13 protein-coding genes and 1 pseudogene are annotated in these 17,558 nt (G+C 63.2%); 4 read left to right on the top strand and 10 right to left on the bottom strand.

Annotated features, from left to right (window positions below):
* Positions 1-13 precede the first annotated feature (13 nt).
* The gene (gene groL / locus LPB072_RS03180; RefSeq protein WP_066091496.1) at positions 14-1,660 is read left to right on the top strand and encodes a chaperonin GroEL; all 1,647 of its coding nucleotides are present in this window, start codon (positions 14-16) and stop codon (positions 1,658-1,660) included.
* Positions 1,661-1,862: 202 nt separating this feature from the next.
* Here the strand turns inward: groL and LPB072_RS03175 are convergent, their stop codons facing one another.
* The 7 genes from LPB072_RS03175 to xylF all read right to left on the bottom strand — a co-directional run bounded on the left by LPB072_RS03175 (position 1,863) and on the right by xylF (position 10,008).
* Positions 1,863-2,867: a Gfo/Idh/MocA family protein gene (locus LPB072_RS03175; RefSeq protein ID WP_066092524.1), complete on the bottom strand. Its 1,005-nt coding sequence runs from the start codon at positions 2,865-2,867 to the stop codon at positions 1,863-1,865.
* A gap of 68 nt (positions 2,868-2,935) precedes the next feature.
* Positions 2,936-4,249 carry a xylose isomerase gene (xylA, locus tag LPB072_RS03170; protein ID WP_066091494.1) on the bottom strand — a complete coding sequence of 438 codons (1,314 nt, stop codon included), beginning with the start codon at positions 4,247-4,249 and terminating at the stop codon, positions 2,936-2,938.
* A 36-nt stretch (positions 4,250-4,285) separates the two neighbouring features.
* Positions 4,286-5,734, bottom strand: a complete 1,449-nt coding sequence (gene xylB / locus LPB072_RS03165; RefSeq protein ID WP_066092521.1) for a xylulokinase — start codon at positions 5,732-5,734, stop codon at positions 4,286-4,288.
* A 5-nt stretch (positions 5,735-5,739) separates the two neighbouring features.
* Positions 5,740-6,906 (bottom strand): ROK family transcriptional regulator, encoded by a 1,167-nt coding sequence (locus LPB072_RS03160; protein WP_066091491.1) that lies wholly within the window; start codon positions 6,904-6,906, stop codon positions 5,740-5,742.
* Positions 6,907-6,934: 28 nt separating this feature from the next.
* A complete protein-coding gene (locus LPB072_RS03155; protein ID WP_066091488.1) occupies positions 6,935-7,717 on the bottom strand; it encodes an ATP-binding cassette domain-containing protein in 783 nt (260 codons plus the stop codon).
* Positions 7,714-8,892 carry a sugar ABC transporter permease gene (locus LPB072_RS03150; protein ID WP_066091486.1) on the bottom strand — a complete coding sequence of 393 codons (1,179 nt, stop codon included), beginning with the start codon at positions 8,890-8,892 and terminating at the stop codon, positions 7,714-7,716. Before LPB072_RS03150 ends, LPB072_RS03155 begins: the two co-directional genes overlap by 4 nt.
* A 96-nt stretch (positions 8,893-8,988) precedes the next feature.
* Entirely contained in the window at positions 8,989-10,008 is a 1,020-nt protein-coding gene (gene xylF, locus LPB072_RS03145; RefSeq protein WP_066092518.1) for a D-xylose ABC transporter substrate-binding protein, read from the bottom strand.
* A 227-nt stretch (positions 10,009-10,235) separates the two neighbouring features.
* On the opposite strand from xylF, the gene LPB072_RS03140 reads away from it, so the two are divergent.
* Together LPB072_RS03140 and LPB072_RS03135 are read left to right on the top strand one after the other, a co-directional pair.
* Positions 10,236-11,867 (top strand): CRTAC1 family protein, encoded by a 1,632-nt coding sequence (locus LPB072_RS03140; protein WP_231943405.1) that lies wholly within the window; start codon positions 10,236-10,238, stop codon positions 11,865-11,867.
* A complete protein-coding gene (locus LPB072_RS03135) occupies positions 11,864-13,210 on the top strand; it encodes a vanadium-dependent haloperoxidase (RefSeq protein ID WP_066091482.1) in 1,347 nt (448 codons plus the stop codon). Before LPB072_RS03140 ends, LPB072_RS03135 begins: the two co-directional genes overlap by 4 nt.
* An 86-nt stretch (positions 13,211-13,296) precedes the next feature.
* Here the strand turns inward: LPB072_RS03135 and tal are convergent, their stop codons facing one another.
* Positions 13,297-14,238: a transaldolase gene (gene tal, locus LPB072_RS03130; protein WP_066091479.1), complete on the bottom strand. Its 942-nt coding sequence runs from the start codon at positions 14,236-14,238 to the stop codon at positions 13,297-13,299.
* A gap of 70 nt (positions 14,239-14,308) precedes the next feature.
* Between tal and LPB072_RS03125 the strand changes: the two genes are divergently transcribed.
* Positions 14,309-15,157 (top strand): MurR/RpiR family transcriptional regulator, encoded by an 849-nt coding sequence (locus LPB072_RS03125; protein WP_066091477.1) that lies wholly within the window; start codon positions 14,309-14,311, stop codon positions 15,155-15,157.
* Positions 15,158-15,406: 249 nt separating this feature from the next.
* Here the strand turns inward: LPB072_RS03125 and LPB072_RS03120 are convergent.
* Both LPB072_RS03120 and LPB072_RS03115 read right to left on the bottom strand, forming a co-directional pair.
* Positions 15,407-16,416, bottom strand: a pseudogene (locus LPB072_RS03120) (ABC transporter ATP-binding protein).
* A gap of 149 nt (positions 16,417-16,565) precedes the next feature.
* Positions 16,566-17,555, bottom strand: a complete 990-nt coding sequence (locus tag LPB072_RS03115; RefSeq protein ID WP_066091475.1) for an ABC transporter ATP-binding protein — start codon at positions 17,553-17,555, stop codon at positions 16,566-16,568.
* Positions 17,556-17,558: the final 3 nt, after the last annotated feature.

Genomic DNA, 17,558 nt, shown 5'->3' with positions numbered 1-17,558 from the left:
AGGAGTATTCAACATGGCAGCAAAAGACGTAGTTTTCGGCGGCGAAGCCCGCGCACGCATGGTCGAAGGCGTGAACATTCTGGCCAATGCGGTCAAAGTGACCCTGGGCCCCAAGGGTCGCAACGTGGTGCTTGAGCGCTCGTTCGGCGCCCCTACCGTGACCAAGGACGGTGTGTCCGTGGCCAAGGAAATCGAACTCAAGGACAAGCTCCAGAACATGGGCGCCCAGATGGTCAAGGAAGTTGCTTCCAAGACCTCTGACAACGCTGGCGACGGCACCACCACGGCAACCGTGCTGGCACAAGCCATCGTTCGCGAAGGCATGAAGTATGTGGCCGCCGGCATGAACCCGATGGACCTGAAGCGCGGTATCGACAAGGCTGTTGAAGCCCTGATCGTCGAGCTGAAGAAGGCCTCCAAGGCCACCACGACCAGCAAGGAAATTGCCCAGGTCGGCTCCATCTCTGCCAACAGCGATGCATCCATCGGCGAGATCATCGCCAATGCGATGGACAAAGTGGGCAAAGAAGGCGTGATCACCGTGGAAGACGGCAAGTCGCTGCAAAACGAACTCGACGTGGTCGAGGGCATGCAGTTTGACCGTGGCTACCTGAGCCCCTACTTCATCAACAACCCGGAAAAGCAAGCCGCGATCCTGGAAAACCCCTTCGTCCTCCTGTACGACAAGAAGGTGTCCAACATCCGTGACCTGCTGCCCGTATTGGAGCAAGTCGCCAAAGCTGGCCGTCCACTGCTGATCATTGCTGAAGATGTCGATGGCGAAGCCCTGGCAACTCTGGTGGTGAACACCATCCGTGGCATCTTGAAGGTTGTGGCTGTGAAGGCCCCTGGCTTCGGCGACCGCCGCAAAGCCATGCTGGAAGACATCGCCATCCTGACTGGCGGCAAAGTGATCGCTGAAGAAGTGGGCCTGACGCTGGAAAAAGTGACCTTGGCCGACCTCGGTTCCGCCAAGAGCATCGAAGTGGGCAAGGAAAACACGACCATCATCGACGGCGCCGGTTCCACCGACGACATCGAAGCCCGCGTCAAGCAAGTGCGCATCCAGATCGAAGAAGCCACCAGCGACTACGACCGCGAGAAGCTGCAAGAGCGCGTGGCCAAGTTGGCCGGCGGTGTTGCCGTGATCAAGGTTGGCGCGGCCACCGAAGTCGAGATGAAGGAAAAGAAAGCCCGCGTTGAAGACGCGCTGCACGCGACCCGCGCTGCTGTGGAAGAAGGCATTGTTGCTGGTGGTGGCGTGGCTTTGCTGCGCGCCCGTCAAGCGGCTGGTGTCATCAAAGGCGACAACCCTGACCAGGACGCCGGTATCAAGCTGGTGTTGAAAGCCATCGAAGCACCTCTGCGCGAAATCGTGGCCAACGCCGGTGGCGAGCCATCGGTGGTCGTGAACGCGATCATGGCCGGCAAGGGCAACCACGGCTTCAACGCAGCCAACGACACCTACGGCGACATGATCGAAATGGGTATCCTGGACCCAACGAAAGTGACCCGCACCGCGCTGCAAAACGCAGCCTCCGTGTCCAGCCTGATGCTGACCACCGAGTGCATGATTGCCGAGTCTCCAAAGGACGACGCACCATCCATGGGTGGCGGTGACATGGGTGGCATGGGCGGCATGGGCGGCATGGGCATGTAATTGCTCCTTGCCTGAGGCGCCATGCCGGCGTTGCAAGGGCTTGCCGTGGCGATGCCACTGTCTGCGCCCTTGCGCCTTGGCCTGGCACCTCATGCTGCGTCGGATGGCGTTTTCGCTTTCTGACGAACACCAAAGAAAAAGCCCCGCGAGGAACCTCGCGGGGCTTTTTCTTTGGTCTGTTCTCTCGATCCCAAAAGCGCCCTTATGCGACTGGCTCCCAGCGGTTGCTGCGTTCGGATTGCCACAGAGCGTCTATCACCCGCGCTTGCGCAATGGCATCGTCCAGTGACTCAGTGGTCGGTTGGGCCTGCTCGCGCACCTTGCGTGAAAAGGCTTCGGCTTGCAGCCGGTACTGGTCAGCCTGGGGCAGGGTTTCGTGTGCGATTTGACTGCCATCCACGGCACCGCCATCGTCGAGCGAAATGCGCATGGCTCCGCCCTGCGGCGCGTTGAACGGAATGGCAATTTCAATCCGCCCTTGCGTGCCCACGATTTGCACCCGCTGGAACTTGCAGCTTTGGGTCGACACGGTGAAGGTGGCCTGGCGGCCGCCGCCAAAATCAAGCAGCGCGCTGCTGGTCCGGTCGGTGCCCAGCACCGGATCGCGGTCGATCAGCGACACAGCGCGCTGCGGCTCAGCCTCGAACACATGGCGGGCGCTGAGCACGGCGTAACACCCGATGTCGTACAGGGCGCCGCCGCCGATGCCCGGCATGTTGCGGATATTGCCCGGATCGTCGTTGAAGTAAGAGAAAAAGGTCTGTACCGTGCGAGGGGTGCCGATGCGGCCCGCACGCAACCATTCCCGAACCCGCTGCCATTGTGGATGGTGACGCACCATGAAGGCTTCTTCGATGTGCACCTGCGTCGCCGCTTCGCGCAGGGTCATGGCCTCGGCGGCCGTCATGGCCACCGGTTTTTCGCACAAGACATGTTTGCCCGCCGCGGCCGCCTGCAACGTCAGGGGCACGTGCAAATGGTTGGGCAAGGGGTTGTAAATCGCCTCGATCTCGGGATCGGCCAACAAAGCTTCATAGGAGCCATAGGCCACCGGAATGCCGAGGGTCTTGGCCGCTGCCTGCGCAGACGGCGTCGAGCGCGAAGCGATGGCGCGCAGCTCCACCAACGGGCTGCTCAACATCGCCGGCAACACCTTCTCCATGCCGATTTTGGCGGTGCTCAACACACCCCAGACAACGGGTTTCATCACATCTCCAGTGGTAACGCTGCGGGCATTTTCAACCATTGCCCGGCCTAAACCGGGCAGCTGAAAACTCAAAGGTAGCTGTTCACCAGGTTCTCCAGATACTCCTGGCGGCCGGAGACCGGCAAGGTGTCCTGGTTGCGGTTCAACACCTGATCGGCCAGCTGGCCCAGGCTCAGCTGGCCCGTCAGGATCTCTTGCCCGGCGGGCGTGGCCCAGCCCGCATAGCGCGCGTCCACATGTTGGCCCAGGCGGTCGTCGTTGATCATCTTTTCAGCGACCAGCAAGGCCCGCGCGGAGACGTCCATGCCCCCGACGTGGCCGTGGAACAGATCGGCGGGGTCGATGGACTGGCGGCGCACTTTCGAATCGAAGTTCAGCCCGCCGGTGGTGAACCCGCCGCCTTTCAGAATCAGATACAGCACCAAAGCCGACTCGGCCACGTTGTTGGGAAACTGGTCGGTGTCCCAGCCGCATTGCATGTCGCCGCGGTTCATGTCGATGGAGCCGAACACGCCGAGGTCCAGAGCCGTGGCCACTTCGTGCTCGAAGCTGTGGCCCGACAGCGTGGCGTGGTTGGCCTCGATGTTGACCTTGATTTCTTTCTCCAGACCGTAGCGGCTGAGGAAACCATAGACCGTGGCGGTGTCGAAATCGTATTGGTGCTTGGTGGGTTCGCGCGGCTTGGGTTCGATCAGGATGGTGCCCTTGAAGCCGATCTTGTGCTTGTATTCCACCACCATGTTGAGAAAGCGCCCCATCTGGTCCAGCTCTTGTCCCATGCGGGTGTTGAGCAGGGTCTCATAGCCTTCTCGGCCGCCCCAGAGCACGTAGTTTTCACCGCCCAGCTTGAGGGTGGCGTCCATGGCTTCTCTCACCTGCAAAGCGGCCAGACCGAAAATCTCGGGGCTGGGGTTGGTGGAAGCGCCCGACATGAAACGGCGGTGGCTGAACAGATTGGCGGTGCCCCAGAGCAGCTTCATGCCGGTCTCGACCTGCTTGTCGCCGAGCACATCCACCATCTCGTGAAAGAAATTGACGCTCTCGCGCGGGGTGCTGCCTTCGGGCGCCACATCGCGGTCGTGGAAGCAGTAATAGGGCGCGCCCAGTTTGGCGAAAAACTCGAACGCCGCATCGGCCTTGGCCTTGGCACCGGCCATGGGATCGGCCATCAGTTGCCACGGACGCAGAAAGCTGTCGCCCCCAAAGGGGTCGGAGCCGTTCCAGCAGAAGCTGTGCCAATAGCAGGCGGCAAACCGCAGGTGCTCCGCCATCGACTTGCCCAGCACCACACGGTTTTTGTCGTACCACTTGAAGGCCAGCGGGTTGAGGGAATCTTTGCCTTCGAAGGCAACGGGGTTGATCTCGGAGAAGTAGGTTGTCATGGAAGTGGTCTCGGTAAAAACAGGTCAGCAGGCCGCTCAGTCGGCCCGGTACAGGTGGTGAAATCGGGCATGGCGCGGTGCCAACAGCGCTTGCTCGTCTGGAAGGGGTTGGTAGCTCGCCACCACCGCGGGCGGCACGCACACCGCGCTCAATGACGCACCGGTGGCCAGCCAGGCCAGGCGCGCCGCACCCAGGGCACCGCCCACCGTGGAGTCCGCATGGGTCACGATTTCGATGTTCAAAGCACTGGCCAGCAGCTGCGCCCAAAACGCACTGCGCGCGCCGCCGCCCACCAGCGACAACCGGGTGACCTCGCTGCCCGCTGCGTTCAAGGCGGCCAGCCCGTCGCGCAGGCCGAAGCTCACGCCTTCGATCACCGAGTAGCCCAAGCGGGCCGCATCGGTGTCAAAGCTCAAGCCATGGAAGCTGCCGCGCAGGTTGGCGCTGTTGTGCGGCGTGCGCTCGCCGCCGAGGTAAGGCAAGAAGAGGGGTGAAGCGGCCCGGTCTTGCAGGCCCAATGCGGCGGCTTTGTCGGCCACTTCACCGGCGTTCGCCGCGCCCAGCAAATCGGCGACCCACTGCAAGGCACTCGCGGCCGACAGCATCACGCTCATCTGGTGCCATTGGCCTGGCAACGCATGGCAAAAAGCATGGGTGGCGCTGGCGGCATTGGGCTGGTAGCTGGGCGTGACCACGAACAGCACGCCGCTGGTGCCCAGCGACAGAAAGCCCTGCCCGGGTTGCACCGCGCCCATGCCCACCGCGCTCGACGCGTTGTCCCCGGCGCCACCGGCCACGACGATGCCCGCGGGCAGCCCCAGTTCGGCCGCGACCTCGGGCAACAGACGACCACCGGGCTCGCTGCCCTCCACCAGCCGCGGCATCTGGTCGCGCGTCATGCCGGTCAAGGCCAGCAGCGCATCGGACCACTGGCGCTGGCGCACATCCAGCCACAGCGTGCCGCTGGCGTCCGACATGTCGGTCACATGCTCGCCGGTCAACATCAGGCGCACATGGTCTTTGGGCAGCAGCACCTTGGCCACCTGCTTAAAAATGGCGGGCTCATGTCTGGCGACCCAGCGCAGCTTGGGCGCGGTGAACCCAGGCATCGCCAGACTGCCGCCGAGGTCGGCCAGCTCGGGCATTTCGGCCATCATCTCGCTGCACTCGGCGGCACAACGTGTGTCGTTCCACAGGATGGCAGGTCGTAAAACTTGATCGTTCGCGTCCAGAAGCACCGCCCCGTGCATCTGGCCCGACAGGCCAATGCCCTGCACGGCCGCCATCTCGGCGGGGTGCGACAAGCGCAGTTGCCCCAGCGCTTTGCGCGCAGCCGCCCACCAGTCTTGCGGCGCCTGTTCGCTGTGGCCGGGATGCGGGCGCGAAACGGAGAGCGCGCTGCCCGCCACCGCCACCACCTGGTGGTCGCTGGCCAGAAGCAGAACCTTGACCTCAGATGTGCCGACGTCGATACCTAAGAACATGCTGTTCATGCCGTGATGTGCGCCGAGGCGCGGGGTTCAGTCAAAGGGCCGTTGGCTGTGCCAGCCGGCGCGTGCATGGGCCGCAGCTCGTGGTACAGCACCAGGGCCGCGGCACCCACGGCCGAAGCCAGCAAGCCGTAGCGCGCCGAGCGCACTGCCGGAGCCTCCATGCCAGCGCTGGCGGCGTAGGCCTCCAAGGCCGTTTTGGCCACGGCGACGATGTCCGGGTGTTGTTCGCAAGAAGGGCCGCCCACCACCAGCGCGCTGGGATTGAAGGTGGTCCAGAGGTTTTGCAGCACCACGCCCAGGTATTTGCCGCCCTTGGCGGGGTCGGCCATCTGAGCCAAGGCGCCTGCACCGATGAAGGTCTCGACGCAACCGTTGCGTCCGCAAGAGCACCGGGGGCCATCGATCTGCAAAATGCTGTGGCCGATTTCGCCGGCCATGCCTTGGGCGCCGGTGAACAAGCGGTCGTTGAGCAAAATGCCCGCGCCCACACCCACGCCACAGGTCACAAAGATCAAGGAGTCTTTGACGTCTTCGCCGGAAAATTCGTATTCGCTCAGGGCCGCCGTGTCGGCTTCGTTTTGCACGTGCAAGGGCACCGACGGCACCCCGGCTTTCTCCAGGGCGCTCGCCATCAAAGGCACAAAGTCGACCCGCCGCCAGCCCAGGTTGGGCGCAAAGCTCACCTGGCCGGTCGCCTCGTCAAACGCGCCCGGCAGACCCACGCCCACGCCCGACAGCTGCACCTGGCGCCGCGCCATGTCTTTGGCCAGGCGCGCCACCAGTTTGGCCGTCTGGCGGCAGACCCTAGCCGGTTGCTTGTCCGCCAGGGGTTCTTCGATGGAAGTCCACACTTCGCCGGTCAGCGAAACCGCCACCACCCGGACCGCTTCCACCGCGATTTCCACGCCCAGCACGGCGCGCCGTGTGCCATCGATCTGAACCGGGGTCGATGGGCGGCCCAGCCCGGGCGCAGCGGTGGACTCGGCTTCGCTCAGCCAGCCTTCTTCGATCAGCTCGCGCACCAGCAGGCTCACCGTGGATTTGGTGAGCCCGCTTTCCTGCGCCAGCCGCGCCCGGGAAAGCCCGCTTTGTTTGCGCAGCAAACGCAGCAACACGCTGCGGTTGATGCGCTTGACCAGTTGTTGATCGCCGATGGTTTTCATGGGTGCATTGGAAGCGTTGTCGGGCGGTTCACAGGCGCGTGGCCTGGGTCTTTCCCTCGGGTTGTTTGCCCGCGATGATCATGCCCAGAACCTCGTCTTCCGTGACATCGCCGGTTCGGTAGCTGCCCACCAGCGTACCGTTTTTCATCACCGCCAAGCGGTCACTCAAGGCGAACACATCGTGCATGTCGTGGGTGATCAGAAAGATGCCCACACCATCGGCCTTGAGCTGTCGCACGAGGTTGCCCACCATCGCCGTTTCTTCGGGGCCAAGCGCCGCAGTCGGCTCGTCCATGATCAAGATCCTGGCGTTGAAATAGATCGCCCGCGAGATCGCCACCACCTGGCGTTGCCCGCCCGACAAGCGGCGCACCGGGGTGCGCACGTTCTTGAAGTTTTTGTTCAGGCGGTGGAAGACTTTGCGCGCGTCGGCGTCCATGCGGTGGTCGTCCAGCGTGTTCCAGCGAGTCAGCAATTCGCGCCCGAGAAACAGGTTGGCCACGGCGTCCAGGTTGTCGGCCAGGGCCAGCGTCTGGTAGATCGATTCGATACCGCTGCGCTGGGCATCAACCGGGCTGCGCAGTTGCACCGCCTTGCCTGAGATCTTCACCTCACCGCTGTCGATCGGATAAGCCCCGGCAAGCATCTTCATCAGCGTCGATTTGCCCGCGCCGTTGTGGCCCAGCAAGGCCACCACTTCACCCGCGTAGAGGCTCAAGCTCACATCGTTCACCGCCTGAACGCCGCCAAACGATTTGCCGATATGGCGCATTTCAACCAGCGCCTGCGAGGCGTTCGCCGCGGCGTTCATACCGTGTCTCCTGTCAGGCGGCGGTAGATCACATCGAACACCACCGCCACAATCAAAACCTGCCCAATCACGACATAGCGCATACCGATCGAGACGTCGATCAGCAGCATGCCGCTGTCGATGCTCTGCATGATCAAGGCGCCCAACACCGAGCCCACGATGGACCCGCTGCCGCCCGACAAAGCCGTGCCGCCGATGACCGCTGCGGCGATCACATACAGCTCCATGCCGGTGCCCAGGGAATTGGTGCCCGCGTTCAACCGCGCAATGGACACCATGGCGGCGATGGTGATGAGCACACCCAACAACGCGAACAGCATCAAGGTCACCCGGCGCACCGGAATGCCCACCAGTGCAGCGGCCTCAGGGTTGCCGCCCATGGCGAAGATGTAGCGGCCAAAGCGGGTGCGGTGCACGATAAAAGACAAGATCACGGCCACGGCGCCCCAGATCAGGACCGGGATCGGAATGCCTTGCGGCGTGTCCTTGCTGGGGATTTGGTAAGCGTTCATCGTGGCCACGAAGCCCAGCACCAGGCACACCGGCACCAGGACCAGGGCACCATCCAGCCACAGCGGATTGTTCGGCACGTCATAAGAAGCCTTGGCCCGGCGACGCGCCCACATCTGCAACAGCAGCGCCACCACCAACACCGCGGCCAGCGCCCAGCTGGCGTTGGCACCGATGGCCCCGTCGTAACCGCCGCCCAGGCGCTGGAAGAACTCATCGTTCACCGGCTGGGTTTTGCCATCGGCCACCAGAAAGGCGGCACCTCGAAAAGACATCAAGCCGCCCAAAGTGACCACGAAAGAGGGCACGCCCAACATCGCGGTCAAAGCCCCCTGGTACACCGACACGACAACCGCCACGGCCAGCCCCATCAGCGAGGCCTCGACCCAGTGCCAGCCGGCGGTGTACATCAGCGTGGCGATCAAGACACCGACAAAACCCATCACCGAGCCGACCGACAAATCGATGTGGCGCGCCACAATGATCAGCACGACCACCGTGGCCACGATGCCCACCACCGCTGTTTGCTGTGCGATGTTGTACAGGTTCTCAGGTTTCAGAAACAAGCCACCGGATAGCACGTTGAACACCACGGCGGTCACAGCCAATACGGTGCACATCAAAATCAGGCGCCAATCGATGGCTGCCTGTCTGATTGAATTCATGACGGGATTCACTGCTGTTCTCCGCAGGAGTTAAAAAGCCACAGGCTGACCCCAGCCTGTGGCCTCTGGGTGGGAAGACTCAGATGCGGGCAAACATCACTTGCAAGCCGCCGGCCCGGTGGCCATGTCAACGCCTTTGCAGAGATCGTCCTTCTTGATCCAGCCGGCTTTCACCACCAGATCCAGGTTGCTTGCCGTGATGGGCACCGGCTTCAGGAACTGGGCCTGCATCTCAACCTTGTTGGCACCGCCGTTCCAGCTCTTGGCAGCGGCCACTTTCTGCCCCTTGGCCAGCGTCACCGCGGCAGCGGCGGCATCGCGGCCGAGGTCGCGTGCGTCTTTCCAGACCGACACCGTCTGCGAGCCCAGGGCCACGCGGTTCAACGCCGCGTGGTCACCATCTTGCCCGGACACCGGAACGCCCTTGATGCCTTTGGCGTTCAAGGCAGCGACCACGCCACCCGCAGTACCGTCGTTGGAAGCCACCACGGCGTCGATCTTGCCGCCGGTTTTGGTGATGATTTGCTCCATGTTCTTCTGCGCCACTTCGGGCTTCCAGCCGTCGGTGTACTCCTCGCCGACGATCTTGATGTCGCCCTTCTTGACCGCAGCATCGATGATTTCTTGTTGGCCACCACGCAGGAAATCAGCGTTCGGATCGGTGGGCGAGCCCTTGATCATCACGTAGTTGCCTTTGGGCTTGGCGGCCAGGATGGCGCGGGCCTGCATGCGGCCCACTTCCACGTTGTCGAAGGTGATGTAGAACACGCCGGGGGTTTCGATCAGGCGGTCATAGGCGACCACCGGGATCTTCTGCTGGGCCGCTTTTTTCACCGCCGGCAGGATCGCGTCTTTGTCCATCGCGAGGATGATCAGGGCCTTGGCGCCCTTGGCGATCAAGCTGTCAATGTCGGCCAACTGCTTCTCGGGCGAGCCACCGGCATCGGCGCTGATGTAGCTGGCGCCGTCCTTGGCGAGCTGGGTTTTGATGGCGGCTTCATCGGTTTTCCAGCGCTCTTCCTGGAAGTTGGACCAGCTCACCCCCACCACCTGGGCAAACGCTCCTGCGGTGGACAAACCCAGCGCCAGCGCGGTCATCGCGGTTTTCAGTTTCATTGTCTTGTCTCCGGTTTTTTGGCTGTTGAAGCCTTTGGTTTTGAACAACCCCTTGCGGGCCATCGTGCTGCGACCAATGCCACACAGCGCATTTAGTGCGAACGATGAACTAAATGGTAGGGGCATTCCCGATTTCAGACATAGGGACAAACCCGACATAGTTTGAAGCCCGAACTTAATAAGATGAACACCCACTCCTTTTCCCTCCTCTCACCAAAGGCCGCCGCGTGTCTGTCTCCATCGGGAAGCTGGCCTTCCCTTGCCGCCCACTGTTCGTCCTGAGCGCCCTCCTCGCGAGCGCGCCAGCCTGGGCCGAAGCCCCTGCCCTGCCCACCTTCGTCGAAGAAACCGATACGGCCGGTTTGCAAAGCCGCTTCGAGGGCGAAGGGGAATACATGGTCGGCGGCGGCGTGGCCACCTTTGACTGCGATGGCGACGGCTTGCCCGAGGCCTATGTCACCGCGGGCGTCAACAAGGCCAAGCTCTACCGCAACCAAAGCCCGGTCGGCGGCGCGCTGAAGCTGCACGAAGAGCGCTCGGGCCTGGAACTCACCAACGCCATCGGCGCCTACCCGCTGGACATCGATGGCGACGGCGCGACCGATCTCGTGGTGCTACGGGTGGGCGAGGTACAGGTGTTTCGCGGTCTGGGGCAATGCCAGTTCCAGCGCGCCAATGACGCCTGGCAGCTGCACACCGGCAACGGCTGGCACACCGCCTTCTCCGCCACCTGGGAGAAGGGCCAGTCATGGCCAACGTTGGCCTTCGGCACCTACGTGGACCGCAGCAAGCCCGACTTCCCCTGGGGCAGCTGCACCCCCGGCATGGTGTTTCGGCCCCGGCCCGAGGGCGGCGGCTACCTGCCTGCCACGCCTTTGCTGCCCGGGCATTGCGCCCTGTCCATGCTGTTCTCCGACTGGAACCGATCGGGTACGGCTTCACTGCGCGTGAGCAACGACCGCGAGTATTTCAAGGGCGGCGGCGAACAGCTCTGGCAGCTGACGCCCGGCAACGCACCCGCGCTGTACACCGAGAAAGAGGGGTGGAAGCCGTTGCAAATCTGGGGCATGGGCATCGCCAGCCAGGACATCACCGGCGACGGGTTCCCCGAGCTGTTCCTCACCAGCATGTCCGACAACAAATTGCAGGCGCTGGAGGATGGCCACGGCCAACCCCGCTACACCGACACAGCCTACAAGCGCGGTGCCACCGCCCACCGGCCCTATGTCGGTGGCGACGTGCACCCATCCACCGCCTGGCACGCCCAGTTTGCCGACCTCAACAACGACGGCCGTGCCGACCTGTTCATCGCCAAAGGCAATGTGTCGACCATGCCCGACTTCGCCACGCTGGACCCCAACGACCTGCTGCTTCAAAGCGCAGAAGGCCATTTCATCCAAGCCGGCAGCGAAGCCGGCCTCGCCAGCTTCAAACGCGGACGCGGCGCCATGGTGGTGGACTTCAACGCCGACGGCCTGCTCGACATCATCGTGGTCAACCGCTGGGACGGTGCCCAGCTCTGGCGGCAGCTCCCCGCCAAGTCCGCCGCAGCGCCCTCCGGACATTGGCTGCATCTGCGTTTGCAGCAGCCCGCCGGCAACCGCGATGCCATTGGCTCCTGGGTAGAAGTGCGCCTGGGCACCGAAGCCGGCGCGGCGGTGGCCCGGCAGGAACTCACCGTGGGCGGTGGCCACGCCAGCGGTCACCTGGGCTGGATGCACTTCGGCCTGGGCGATGCCCAGAAGGTGCAGGTGCGGGTGCAATGGCCGCACGGCGACTGGAGCGAATGGTTCACCGCCGACGCCAACCGCTTCTACCAACTCGGCGCACAAGGCCTGAGCGCCAGCAAAGTCCCATGAAAAAGCCCCTGCGCTCCCTGCTCCTCGCGCTGTCGCTCGCAGCCGCTCCAGCCTGGGCGCAAACCCAACCACCCGTGGATCGGCCCGCCGACGCCTACAGCGCGAGGGTCGCCTCCGAATGGTTCCAGCTGGCCTTGACGCTGACCCAGCAAACGCCCGGCTTCAGCCCGCCCGTGGCCTCACGCGCCCTCACCTACCTGAGCCTGGCTTTGTACGAATCGGTGGTGCCCGGCATTCCAGACCACCAAAGTCTGGCGGGTCAGTTGAACGAACTGGATTCTTTGCCCTGGGCACAACCCAACGAAGTCTTGCACTGGCCCACCGTGGCCAACGCCTCCATGGCGGCGATGACCCGCATGATGTTTCCCAACGCGTCGGCCGAAAACAAAGCCCGCATCGAACAACTGGAGCGCAACCTGCCGTTGCGCTTGTCGCAAGACTTCAACCCCGCGCAAGTCAACACCGAGATCACCCAGCGCTCGGAGACCTTCGGCAAGCTCATGGCGATGGCGATCATGACCTGGGCGCGTACCGACGGCGGCCATGAAGCATGGGCACCGTTGCGCCGGAACCAGACCGTTTTCGTGCCGCCGAGTGGCCCAGGCCGCTGGTCGGCCACACCACCGTCGTTTGCGCCTGCCTTGCTGCCCTGGTGGGGCGATGTGCGCCCGTTCGCCTTGGGCAACAGCAGCGAGTGCGAAGCGCCGCCGCACCCGACCTACGCCGAAAAGGCCGACTCGGCCTTTTACCAAGAGGCCCGGGAGGTCTACAACATCAGCAACGCCGCCACGCAAGCCCAGCGCCAAGTGGCCCTCTACTGGGCCGACGAGCCCATCAAAACCCCCACGCCCGCTGGCCACTGGAACTTCATCGCCACCGATCTGTTGCAGCAGCAGAAAGCCTCCCTGGCCCAAGCCGCCAGCGCCTATGTACAACTCAACATCGCCATGGCCGACGCCTTCGTGGCCAGTTGGAAAACCAAGTACACCACCCACCTGATTCGCCCGGTGACCTATGTGCAACTGGTGATCGACAGCAACTGGGAGCCCGGCATCATGCCCACGCCGCCGTTCCCCGAGTTCCCTTCGGGCCATTCGGTTCAATCCAGCGCGGCGGCTCAGGTGATGACCAAGGTGTTTGGCGCCAACACCGCCTTCACCGACAACACCCACAACGACCGGGGCTGGGGACCGCGCACCTTCTCCAGCTTTCAAGCCGCGGCGAACGAAGCCGCAGTGTCGCGGTTGTATGCCGGCATCCACTTTCGCAGTGGTGTTGAGTCGGGCCAGGTGCAAGGGCGCTGCGTGGGCCAGAAGGCGCTGGCGCTGAAGCTGCTGCGCTGACCACATCTCAGCGCGGACCGCACCAACAAAAAACGGCACCCCAAGGTGCCGTTTGCATTTCTGCCCAACCGCCGCAGCGGCCAACCTCAACCCATCATGGCTTCGAGCTTGTGGGTATCGACCACAAAGGCGCGAATGCCTTCGGCCAGCTTTTCGGTGGCCATGGCGTCTTCGTTCATGGCGAAGCGGAAGCTGGCCTCGTCGTGGGTCACCAAGGGGATGTCCATAGCCTGGGCAGCGGCCGCGTCCAGCGCCTGGGGCAGCGGCGCCTCGTTCGCGGCCAGCTTGGACAACAGGTCGGGGCTGATGGTCAACAGATCACAACCGGCCAGCGCCGTGATCTGACCCACGTTGCGAAAGCTCGCGCCCATGACTTCGGTGGCGATGCCGTGCTTTTTGTAGAAGTTGTAAATCGCGCGCACCGATTGCACACCCGGGTCGTTCGCTTCGGCCATGGCGGCCTCGTCCCACGCTGCGCCAGCGTTCTTCTTGTACCAGTCGTAGATGCGGCCCACAAACGGGGAAATCAACTGCACCTTGGCCTGGCCGCAGGCCACGGCCTGGGCAAAAGAGAACAACAGGGTGAGGTTGCAATGGATGCCTTCGCGCTCCAGCTGGGCGGCGGCCTGAATGCCTTCCCAAGTCGAAGCCATCTTGATCAGCACGCGGTCTTTGCCCACGCCTTCGACGGCAAAAAGCTCAATGATGCGGCGTGCGCGGGCCACGGTGGCTTCGGTGTCGAAGCTCAAGCGAGCGTCCACTTCGGTCGAGACGCGGCCGGGGATGTGTTTGAGGATCTCGCAGCCGAACGCCACAAGCAGGCGGTTCATGACTTCGTCTTTGCCCTGCGCGCCGTGCTTCGCAACCGCGTCGGCCAACAAAGGCGCGTACTCCGGCTTTTGCACCGCCTTCAGGATCAGCGACGGGTTGGTCGTGGCATCCTGGGGCGCGTAGGCGGCGAGCTGGTGAAAGTCACCGGTGTCGGCGACAACGGTGGTGAATTGTTTGAGGGCGTCTAGCTGGTTCATAGGTTCAATTGTCTCAAATCAGGGTTACCGAGATATGTCCCTCGACTGTAACTGAGTTACCATCTTTTTCATGTTAGACCGCATCAAAGCCTCATTGCCATCCTTGGCGCCTGCCGAACAGCGGGTAGGCAAACTCGTGTTGCTCGACCCCCGCACCTTTGCCAGTTTGCCGGTATCGGAGCTCGCCGAGCGCTCCCATGTGAGCAAGCCCACAGTGGTTCGGTTTTGCCGCAGCATGGGCTACGACGGCCTGTCAGACTTCAAGCTCAAGCTCGCAGGCACGGTGAGCGAAGGCGTGCCCTTCATCCACCGCAGCGTGGACGTGGACGACAAAGTGGGCGACGTGTTGGTGAAGGTGATCGACAACACCGTGGCTGCGTTCTTGAAGTACCGCAACGATGCCTCCACCCATGCGATCGAAAAGGCGGTCGACGCCCTCGTCAGCACCTACAACAACCGGGGCCGCATCGAGTTTTACGGCGCCGGCAATTCGGGCATCGTGGCGCAAGACGCCCAACACAAGTTCTTCCGCCTGGGCATCAACGCCATCGCCTACAGCGACGGCCATATGCAGGTGATGAGCGCCTCCATGCTGGGCCCGGGAGACTGCCTGGTCATCGTGTCCAACTCAGGTCGCACGCGCGATTTGATGGACGCCGCCGATATCGCCCGCAAACACGGCGCAACGGTCATCGTCATCACCGCCAGCGGCTCGCCCCTGGCCACCGCCGGCCACATCCATTTGTCGGCCGACCACCCCGAAGGCTACGACCGCTACAGCCCCATGACCTCGCGGTTGATGCACTTGATGGTGATCGATGTGGTCGCGACCTGCCTGGCTTTGCGCATTGGCGGCACGAAGTTGCAGCCGTTGCTCAAGGAGATGAAGAACAACTTGAGGAGTAAGCGATACGCTTGACTGTGCGCATTGCGCACTGACAAGCATCCCCCTGCGCCGCTGCGCGTCTTCCCCCAGAGGGGGACGGCACTGGCGGCCCGGCAAAGCCGGTTCCGCGGTGCCCAGGGTTAGAGACTCTCGCACCACCCGCCCATCAGGGCATTGGGCGCTCCCCGCAGCAAAGTCAAGGAGGAGGTCCGCGCAGCGGGCCGGAGGACATTCGCGGAGGGGAGTGCCCAATGTCCGCGCCAACGCTCACATCAGAGCGCGTCAGATGCGCCCCTCTTCCACGCCGTGACAAGCCACCCTGGCCCCCCGAACATTTGCAAGACTGGGCGTTCATTGCGACAACGCTCATTGGCGTGTTCACAACGCGGGTTGAACGCGCAGCCCTGCGGCGGATTAAGCGGGTTGGGCACCTCGCCCGAGACCGGCGTGCGGGCGCGCCCGGTGTCGTGCAGCTTCGGGATCGCGTCCAGCAGCATGCGGGTGTAGGGATGGCGCGGGCTGTCGAACAGGTCGTGTTTGGGCGCCAGCTCCACCAGCCGACCAAGGTACATCACGCCCACGTGGTCGCTCACATGGCGCACCACGGCGAGGTTGTGACTGATGAAAAGGTAGGTCAGTCCACGCTCGCGCTGCAGCGTTTTCATGATGTTGAGCACCTGCGCCTGCACACTCACATCCAGTGCCGAAGTCGGTTCGTCGCAGACCAGAAACTCCGGTTCCGTGGCCAGCGCGCGGGCGATCGAAATGCGCTGGCGCTGACCGCCTGAAAACTGGTGTGGGTATTTCTTGCGGTCTTGTGCCGACATACCCACTGAGATCAGCAAAGCATCTACGCGAACGCGCAAGGCCTCGGGATCGGTCTCGATGCCATGTTCATGCAATGGCTCGGCCACGATGTCTTCCACCGTCCAACGCGGGTTGAGGCTCGCGAAGGGGTCTTGGAAAATCATCTGCACGCGTCGGCGCAAATGCCGCCCGGCCGGTGTCTTGAACGCGGCATGGGCGTCTTCGCCATCAAACTCAAAGCCGCCGCGGGTGGGTTCATGCAACCCCACCAGCAGCTTGGCCACCGTGCTCTTGCCGCAACCCGACTCGCCCACGAGGGCCAGCGTCTGCCCACGTTGAATATCAAAAGACACACCGTCCACCGCGCGCAGCAACTGGCGCGGCTGGCGCTCCAGCATCCGGTTGAGCCATGGCCCTGACACATCGAATGTCTTGGCCAAATCGGTTGCCCTCACCAGAGGCGCTGGGTCTGGCACGGCCTTCACAGCAGCCACCGAGCCTGCCCCCTGAAGCTCGTCGGGGAAGCACGCCTCCTGCGGTGATTCAGATGTTGCGCCCTCAGTGACCTGGGAGCCCGCTTCATCAACCAGTCTGCTTTGTTCGGCGTGGCGCTGCATGGCTTTTTGGATCGCCCTCATGGTGTCACTCCTGGCACCGACGCTGACGCACCGGCATGGAGCCAGCAGGCGGCACGGGTAGGCCCCGCACCCTGTAGTTCAGGTCGATCGTGGAGGCAGCGATCAAAGACGCGGTCACAACGCGGGTTGAACGCACATCCTGAGGGGATTGCGTTCAGTCGCGGCATCGCGCCATCGATCTGATGCAGCAAGTCGCGGTCTTCGCTCATATCTGGAATGCAGGCCATCAATCCGGCGGTATAGGGATGGGCCGGGTGGTTGATCACCTCGTGCACCGGGCCAATTTCCGCAACCCGTCCGGCATACATCACCGCCACCCGGTCACAGGTTTCGGCGATCACGCCCATGTCATGTGTGATCAGCATCACCGCAGCGCCGCGCTGTTTGCAAATGCTTTTCAACAGATTGATGATCTGCGCCTGAATCGATACGTCAAGCGCGGTGGTGGGCTCGTCGGCCACGATGAGTTGCGGCTCTGCAGCCAGGGCCAGCGCAATGACCACACGTTGCCGCATGCCGCCAGAGAACTGATGAGGGAAATGGTCAATGCGCTGCTCGGGCGCCGGAATACCCGTATCACCCAACAACTGAATCGCCCGTTCGCGGGCCTGGGCTGGCGACAGTGGCAGGTGGGTGATGATGGTTTCGACCAGTTGCTGGCCGACTGAGAACAGGGGATTCAATGAGGTCAGCGGGTCCTGAAAAACGGCCCCGATCTTTCGCCCCCGAACCCTGCGCATGGCCTCGGGAGTGAGGTTGTCAATGCGCGCCCCATGCAACCACACCTCTCCCGACGCGATACGCCCCGGTGGTTCCAGCAAACCGATGATCGCGGCGCCTGTGAGCGACTTGCCCGCACCCGACTCACCCACCACCCCCAGGATTTCGCCCGGCGCTATGTCGAATGAAATGCCGTCCAGCGCGCGCAAGGTGCCCCGACGGTGGGGGAATTCGACCACCAGATCCTTGACTTGAAGCAGGCTCATGGC

The organism is Hydrogenophaga crassostreae, from assembly GCF_001761385.1.
GTDB lineage: Bacteria > Pseudomonadota > Gammaproteobacteria > Burkholderiales > Burkholderiaceae_C > Hydrogenophaga > Hydrogenophaga crassostreae.
The sequence above is the reverse complement of the archived record's forward strand: the minus strand, read 5'-3'. Positions and strand labels throughout refer to the sequence as shown.

Excerpts from the sequence above, each read along its gene's own strand:
- groL (WP_066091496.1), top strand. The coding sequence starts at position 14 with ATGGCAGCAAAAGACGTAGTTTTCGGCGGCGAAGCCCGCGCACGCATG.
- LPB072_RS03175 (WP_066092524.1), bottom strand. The coding sequence starts at position 2,867 with ATGAAACCCGTTGTCTGGGGTGTGTTGAGCACCGCCAAAATCGGCATG.
- xylA (WP_066091494.1), bottom strand. The coding sequence starts at position 4,249 with ATGACAACCTACTTCTCCGAGATCAACCCCGTTGCCTTCGAAGGCAAA.
- xylB (WP_066092521.1), bottom strand. The coding sequence starts at position 5,734 with ATGTTCTTAGGTATCGACGTCGGCACATCTGAGGTCAAGGTTCTGCTT.
- LPB072_RS03160 (WP_066091491.1), bottom strand. The coding sequence starts at position 6,906 with ATGAAAACCATCGGCGATCAACAACTGGTCAAGCGCATCAACCGCAGC.
- LPB072_RS03155 (WP_066091488.1), bottom strand. The coding sequence starts at position 7,717 with ATGAACGCCGCGGCGAACGCCTCGCAGGCGCTGGTTGAAATGCGCCAT.
- LPB072_RS03150 (WP_066091486.1), bottom strand. The coding sequence starts at position 8,892 with ATGAATTCAATCAGACAGGCAGCCATCGATTGGCGCCTGATTTTGATG.
- xylF (WP_066092518.1), bottom strand. The coding sequence starts at position 10,008 with ATGAAACTGAAAACCGCGATGACCGCGCTGGCGCTGGGTTTGTCCACC.
- LPB072_RS03135 (WP_066091482.1), top strand. The coding sequence starts at position 11,864 with ATGAAAAAGCCCCTGCGCTCCCTGCTCCTCGCGCTGTCGCTCGCAGCC.
- tal (WP_066091479.1), bottom strand. The coding sequence starts at position 14,238 with ATGAACCAGCTAGACGCCCTCAAACAATTCACCACCGTTGTCGCCGAC.
- LPB072_RS03125 (WP_066091477.1), top strand. The coding sequence starts at position 14,309 with ATGTTAGACCGCATCAAAGCCTCATTGCCATCCTTGGCGCCTGCCGAA.
- LPB072_RS03115 (WP_066091475.1), bottom strand. The coding sequence starts at position 17,555 with ATGAGCCTGCTTCAAGTCAAGGATCTGGTGGTCGAATTCCCCCACCGT.